Origin of the sequence: Paraburkholderia sp. RL17-373-BIF-A (assembly GCF_046030175.1) — a bacterium.
GTDB lineage: Bacteria > Pseudomonadota > Gammaproteobacteria > Burkholderiales > Burkholderiaceae > Paraburkholderia.
Genome location: NZ_JARESO010000548.1, coordinates 1 through 244 on the forward strand (window position 1 = coordinate 1; position 244 = coordinate 244).

A 244-nucleotide genomic window follows, 5' to 3' on the forward strand; every position below is an offset into this window, starting at 1 on the left:
ATTGGTGATGGCCGCCGCGACGACGATCGCCGTGCCGTGCTGGTCATCGTGGAAGACCGGAATCTTCATGCGCTTGCGGCATTCGCGTTCGACGATGAAGCAGTCCGGCGCCTTGATGTCCTCGAGGTTGATGCCGCCGAAGGTCGGCTCCAGCGCCGCGATCACATCCACCAGCTTGTGCGGGTCGGACTCGTTCAGCTCGATATCGAACACGTCGATGCCGGCGAACTTCTTGAACAGCACG

The 244-nt window shown here is 61.5% G+C and carries 1 pseudogene; it reads right to left on the reverse strand.

Annotation, left to right across the window (positions count from 1 at the left end):
* Positions 1 to 244: pseudogene (locus tag P0D80_RS51710) on the reverse strand (hypothetical protein); the annotation flags it as partial.